Consider the following 5,710-nt stretch of genomic DNA (forward strand, 5'->3'; position numbering starts at 1 on the left):
CTCCTCCCCCCAAGGGGGAGGAGAGGGGCGACGCCCAGAGTGATTAACTGGAACCGTCTGAAGCCCGTTCGCCCGGCAAAAATTCGCTCTGGCCCGTCGCCGCGGCTTGTGCCAAGAGGCGGGAGCGTCGCGGGTATGGCGGAACTGGTAGACGCGGGCGACTCAAAATCGCCAGCCGAAAGGCGTGGGGGTTCGATTCCCTCTACCCGCACCAGCCATCCGACATCGAAACCGGTTACGGCAGACTCGGCTCGGCGGTGAGACGCGCCCGGATCGCGGCGCCGTCCCGTCCCGGCGGTGCGCCGAACAGGCGGCGATAGTCGCGGCTGAACTGCGACGGGCTCTCGTACCCGATGGCGTAGCCCACGCCCGCCACGTCGCCGGCGGCGAGCAGCAGGCGCCGCGCCTCGTGGAGCCGGACCTGCTTCTGGAACTGGACCGGCGTCATCGTCGTCACGGCCTTGAAATGGCGGTGGAAGCTCGCGGGGCTCATGCGCGCCAGCGCCGCCAGATCGGCGACGCGCAGGGCTTCGGCGTAGTGCGCGCGGATCCAGGCCGTGGCCCGGCCGATCCGCGCGGCGTGGCTCTCGGGCAGGCCGACCTGCCGCAGGGCCGGGCCGAGCGGGCCGCCGAGCAGGCGCCAGACGATTTCCCGTCCGATCAGCGGCGCCAGCACGGGCAGGTCGCGGGGGTGATCGAGCAGCGTCAGGAGGCGGGCGAGAGGATCGCACAGGTCCGGATCGAGGGCGACGGTGCGCAGCGGCGCGAAGGCCGGGACGGGCGCCGTCGCCTCGGCGAGGGTCTCCGCCTGGTCGCTCAGCAGGTCGGCCAGGGCATCGAGATCGATCGCGAGGCTCAGCGCGAGATAGGGGCGCGCCGCGCTCGCCTCGGTGATCCGGGCGGTCACGGCGAGATCGAGGGAGGCGAGCAGGGCTTGCCCCGCGGCGTAGCGGAAGGCCGTCCCCCCGAGCAGCGTCGCCTTGGCCCCCTGCGCCACCACGCAGAAGGAGGGGCGGTAGACCGAGCGGATCAGGCCGCTCGGCATCTCGGCGCGGTTGAGGAGCAGCCCGTCGAAGGGCGTTTCCCGGCCGAAGCGATGCCATTGCCGTTCGATCAGCGCCGCGAGGCCGGAGAGGTCCGTCGTCATCGGTCGGGATCTTAGCGCGCGCGCCGCGCCCGCGCATCCGCGCGAGCCGGCTTTGAGAGGATCGGGCAAGAGCTTGAGAGGATCGGCCGCGCGCGGAAGGCCCCGGAGGCCGTATCACGGGGCATCCCTTCCAGACGGAGACCCTCTCCATGCGTATGCGCCCCCTCGGCCGGAGCGGCCTGTTCGTGTCCGAACTCTGCCTCGGCACCATGACGTTCGGCGGAAGCGAAGGGCTGTGGGGCCAGATCGGCCGGCTCGGCCAGGACGAGGCCGACACCCTCGTGAAGACCGCGCTCGACGCCGGCATCAACTTCATCGACACCGCCAACGTCTACGCGGGCGGGATGAGCGAGCGCATCCTCGGCCAGTCGCTCAAGAATCTCGGCATCCCCCGCGACGACGTGGTGATCGCCACCAAGGTGCTGGGGCCGATGGGTGAGGGGCCGAACGCCCGCGGCGCCTCGCGCGGGCACATCCTCAGCCAGTGCAAGGCGAGCCTCGCCCGGCTCGGCCTCGACCATATCGACCTCTACCAGATCCACGGCTTCGATCCGGCGACGCCGGTCACCGAGACCTTGGAAGCGCTCGACACCCTCGTGCGCCACGGCCATGTCCGCTACCTCGGCCTGTCGAACTGGGCGGCGTGGCAGGTGATGAAGGCGGTCGGCGTCGCCGAGATGCGGCGGCTCAGCCCCATCGTCTCGCTGCAGGCCTACTACACCCTGGTCGGACGCGACCTCGAGCGCGAGATCGCGCCGATGCTGGCCGCCGAGGGGGTCGGGCTGATGGTGTGGAGCCCGCTCGCCGGCGGCTATCTCTCGGGCAAGTACGACGAGAGGAACGAGGGCGCGGCCGCGGACGGGCGGCGCACCACCTTCGATTTCCCGCCGGTCGACCGGACCCGCGGGGCCGGCGCGCTCGATGCCCTGCGGGGGATCGCGGAGTCGAAGGGATGCAGCGTGGCGCAGGTGGCGCTGGCGTGGCTCCTGCACCGGGAGGTGGTCACCAGCGTCATCGTCGGCGCCAAGCGCGTCGGGCAGCTTCAGGACAATATCGGCGCGACGGGGGTGCGGCTCGACGCGGACGAACTCGCACGGCTCGACGCGGCGACCCGGCTGCCTCCGGAATATCCCGGCTGGATGCTGGAGCGGCAGGGCGCCTACCGCGCCTGACCTATCCTCGCAGGAAGCGCCGGATCCAGCCGCCGACGCGGGCGCTGTCGTGGGGTGCCTCCAGCGAGGCCAGAGCCGCCGGCACCAGAGCCGGGTCGGCCATGCCGGCCCGGTGGCCATCGGTGAGCGCTCGGGCGTAGTCCGGCGCGAATTCCGGGTGGCACTGGAAGGAGAGGGCGGGGCGGTCGCCCCAGGCCAGCACGGCGAAGGGCGTGAAGGCGCTGCCCGCGAGCACCCGCGCGCCAGGCGGCAGCGCCACGACCTGATCCTGATGGCTGACGGGGACGGCGATCCGCTCCGCGTCGTCCATGAAGGGGGCGCGCTCCACCACCGCGTAGGCGTGGAGCCCGAGGCCCCAGCCGCGCTCGGAGCGCTCCACCCGCCCGCCGAGGGCCTGCGCCAGGGCTTGATGCCCGAAGCAGAGGCCGACGAGTTTCTTCGAGTGGTCGAGGCGCCGCAGGAAGACCAGCAGGTCCTCGACCCAGGGGATCGGATCGTAGACCGAGGCGGGCGAGCCGGTGACGACGAAGGCGTCGAACGCCTCCGGCGCCTCGGGCCAGCGGCCCGCCGTCACGTCGAAGCGTTCGAAGCGGTGACCGTCCCCGATCAGCGCCTCGACCATCGCGCCGTAGGAGGGAAAGCGCCCGCCGAGCCGCTCGGGCGGATGGCCGGTTTCGAGGATGGCGATCTGCATGGGGGGTGATCTAGATCGCCGGGTCGAAGGTGGAAATCGACGCCGGAGCCGCCGGCTTGGCCACGAGCCGCACCAGCAGCACGGCCGCGCCCATCACCGCGGCGAAGATCGCGAAGATCAGCGGGTTGTAGACCACGAGCGCCACGAGGCAGATGACGGCCATGGCCAGCGCGAAGGCCGGCGCGGAGGGATAGAGCGGCGCCCGGTAGGGCCGGGCGAGATCCGGCTCGCTGCGGCGGAGCCGGAACAGGGCGGCCATGCTCATGATGTACATGGTGAGGGCGCCGAAGACCGCCATGGTCACGATGCTGGCGGTGAGCGACTGGCCGGCGACGCTGATCAGGTTGTCGCTGTAGATCGCGGCGATGCCGACGATCCCGCCCGCCAGCGTCGCCACGTGCGGCGTCTGGAAGCGCGGATGCACCCGCGCGAACACCGCCGGCAGGAAGCCGGCGCGGGCCAGCGCGAAGATCTGGCGGGCATAGCCCATGATGATGCCGTGGAACGAGGCGACGAGCCCGAACAGGCCGAGCCAGACCAGCATGTGCAGCCAGCCGCTCGACTCGCCCACCACCCGCTTCATCGCCTGGGGCAGGGGATCGTTGAGATCGGAGAGACTCTTCCAGTCCCCGGCGGCGCCGGCGAACAGCATCACGCCGAAGGCGAGCACGGTGAGCGTCAGCACGCCGGTGATGTAGGCGACGGGAATGGTGCGCTTGGGGTCCTTCGCCTCCTCCGCGGCCATGGCGACGCCCTCGATGGCGAGGAAGAACCAGATCGCGAAGGGGATCGCCGCGAAGATCCCGCCGATGGCGGCCGGACCGAACGCGTCCTGGCCCGCCCAGCCCCCGGCGGTGAAGTTCGCGAGGCTGAAGGCCGGGGCGACGACGCCCATGAAGACCAGGAGTTCGCCGACCGCGATCACGGTGACGACCAGCTCGAAGGTGGCGGCGATGCGCACGCCGACGATGTTGAGCCCCATGAACAGCAGGTATGCGCCGAGCGCCGCGTGCTTCGGGTCGAGGCCGGGAAACTGGACGTTGAGATAGGCGCCGATGGCGAGCGAGATCGCGGGCGGGGCGAACACGAACTCGATCAGCGTCGCGTAGCCCGCCACCGCCGCGCCGGTGGGGCCGAAGGCGCGGAGGGAATAGGCGAAGGGGCCGCCGGCCTGAGGGATCGCGGTGGTGAGTTCGGTGAAGCTGAAGATGAAGGCCACGTACATCGCCGCCACGCACACGGTCGTGATGAGAAAGCCGAGGGTGCCGGCCTGCGCCCAACCGTAGCTCCAGCCGAAATACTCGCCGGAGATCACGAGCCCGACGGCGATGCCCCAGAGATGGAAGGCGTTGAGGCTCTTATCGAGCGCGGTCGAAGGCTTCGGCATCGGGCATCTCCGCATTCCCTGCCCATGAGGCGGCCTCCGATGAGGCATCCGCCGGCGAGGCGTGAGTCAGGGGCTATGGGACAATGGCCAAGCAAGAGCGTTGCCGTTTCCGTGGCGTCGGGCACGCCGCCTCAGCGCCCGCGAGGCCGAACGCCGCTGTCCGGCGCGGGGCGGCTATTCGGGCGAGACTTGTCCGCCGGCTGGATGAGGAAGGCGGAGGATCGGGCCGTCGCCGGACGTCCCGCCGAGTTCGACATGGAAGGTCTGATAGATGAAGGCGAGCAGATTCTCGGCCGCGCAGGCGCGCGCTTCGGAGGCGGCTGCCGCCGCTCTCGCGTCGTGATAGCGCCGCAGCAGGATCTCCTTCTCGGAGAGAGCCGTCCGCAGGGCCGTCTTGGTCGCGCTGATCGTCAGCCGGCATTCGCGGATCTCATCGGCCAGGGCCGTTCGCTCCAGCTGCCACCGGTCGCGCTCCTGCTGGACGCTCCGGATCAGGCTCAACGCCTGCGGCTCGATCGTCTCCTTCCAGCGCTGCAGATCATCGATCGTGTCCGCGGCCTGCTTCACCAGACCCAGCGCGTCGCACAGCCCGACTTCGATATCGAACAGGGTCCGTTCGGGCGGTTGAACCGGCACACGAGGCTCGTTGCTCATCGGACAGGAACACGCGACATGCATGAAAGCGCTGTCTCGTCTCAGGGCGTGTCCTGTCCGGTGTCCGTGCTCTCCGCGGTGCCGGGCTTGGCCTTGGCGCCGAAGGCCGAGAACACGGCATCGTGGATCCGCACCAGCCAGCTTTCCGCCTCCTTCGCCCGCGCCTCGGCGCGGCGGGCGCGGTCTTCCGCCTGGGCCAGTAGAACCTGGTTCGATGCGATCGTCTTCTGGAGCTGCCGCACCTCGTCCTCGGCTTGGGCGATGACGTTCCGCAACTGGTTCTCGAGTTCGCCGGCGCGCTCTTCGCTGATCCGGATGGCCTCGGCCGCCTCCTGCACGAGGTCGATCGCCGAGACCCAGTCGCGCTGCGGCGGCGACGCGCCTCCCTCGGAGGACGATCCGCCCTCGGAGCCTGCCGGCGAGAAAGTGATGACCTTGTCTCCCGGTCGCGTCACATTGGCCTGCCAAGCCCGCATGAGAATCGAGTTGCCGGAGGAAGGGGCGTCCTTCGCAGCTTGCTCAGACATTCAACGATCCTTCCAGCTGTTCTTCAACGAGAGGCGTCGGATGAGGCCGACTTGCCCGTGGAGGTGAACGGACGGACGTTGCTGACCTCCTCGGCCGAGGCCTGCGCGGTCTCGTCCTCGGCCTCGTCG

The 5,710-nt window shown here is 70.3% G+C and carries 6 protein-coding genes and 1 tRNA gene; 2 read left to right on the forward strand and 5 right to left on the reverse strand.

Translation table 11 applies throughout. From position 1 onward, the window contains the following. Nucleotides 1-129: 129 nt before the first annotated feature. A tRNA-Leu gene (locus tag MFF42_RS11145) sits at nt 130-214 on the forward strand. 21 nt (nt 215-235) lie between these two features. Here the strand turns inward: MFF42_RS11145 and MFF42_RS11150 are convergent. Then, nucleotides 236-1,147 (reverse strand): AraC family transcriptional regulator, encoded by a 912-nt coding sequence (locus MFF42_RS11150; RefSeq protein ID WP_238255819.1) that lies wholly within the window; start codon nt 1,145-1,147, stop codon nt 236-238. Between the two features lie 149 nt (nt 1,148-1,296). Here MFF42_RS11150 and MFF42_RS11155 point away from each other — a divergent pair, with 149 nt between their 5' ends. Beyond that, entirely contained in the window at nt 1,297-2,319 is a 1,023-nt protein-coding gene (locus MFF42_RS11155) for an aldo/keto reductase (RefSeq protein WP_238255820.1), read from the forward strand. Between the two features lies 1 nt (nt 2,320). Here MFF42_RS11155 and MFF42_RS11160 read toward each other — a convergent pair whose 3' ends face one another. From MFF42_RS11160 to MFF42_RS11175, 4 genes are all read right to left on the reverse strand, one after another. Then, nucleotides 2,321-3,013 carry a glutamine amidotransferase-related protein gene (locus MFF42_RS11160; protein WP_238255821.1) on the reverse strand — a complete coding sequence of 231 codons (693 nt, stop codon included), beginning with the start codon at nt 3,011-3,013 and terminating at the stop codon, nt 2,321-2,323. Between the two features lie 10 nt (nt 3,014-3,023). After that, a complete protein-coding gene (gene eat, locus MFF42_RS11165) occupies nt 3,024-4,400 on the reverse strand; it encodes an ethanolamine permease (protein WP_238255822.1) in 1,377 nt (458 codons plus the stop codon). A gap of 174 nt (nt 4,401-4,574) precedes the next feature. Next, nucleotides 4,575-5,036, reverse strand: a complete 462-nt coding sequence (locus MFF42_RS11170; RefSeq protein WP_238255823.1) for a hypothetical protein — start codon at nt 5,034-5,036, stop codon at nt 4,575-4,577. Between the two features lie 59 nt (nt 5,037-5,095). Beyond that, nucleotides 5,096-5,581, reverse strand: a complete 486-nt coding sequence (locus tag MFF42_RS11175) for a TolC family protein (protein WP_238255824.1) — start codon at nt 5,579-5,581, stop codon at nt 5,096-5,098. Between the last annotated feature and the right edge of the window lie 129 nt (nt 5,582-5,710).

The organism is Methylorubrum podarium (genome assembly GCF_022179745.1).
Classification (GTDB): domain Bacteria; phylum Pseudomonadota; class Alphaproteobacteria; order Rhizobiales; family Beijerinckiaceae; genus Methylobacterium; species Methylobacterium podarium.

Coding starts and splice junctions, on each gene's coding strand:
- MFF42_RS11150 (WP_238255819.1), bottom strand. CDS start 1,147: ATGACGACGGACCTCTCCGGCCTCGCGGCGCTGATCGAACGGCAATGG.
- MFF42_RS11155 (WP_238255820.1), top strand. CDS start 1,297: ATGCGTATGCGCCCCCTCGGCCGGAGCGGCCTGTTCGTGTCCGAACTC.
- MFF42_RS11160 (WP_238255821.1), bottom strand. CDS start 3,013: ATGCAGATCGCCATCCTCGAAACCGGCCATCCGCCCGAGCGGCTCGGC.
- eat (WP_238255822.1), bottom strand. CDS start 4,400: ATGCCGAAGCCTTCGACCGCGCTCGATAAGAGCCTCAACGCCTTCCAT.
- MFF42_RS11175 (WP_238255824.1), bottom strand. CDS start 5,581: ATGTCTGAGCAAGCTGCGAAGGACGCCCCTTCCTCCGGCAACTCGATT.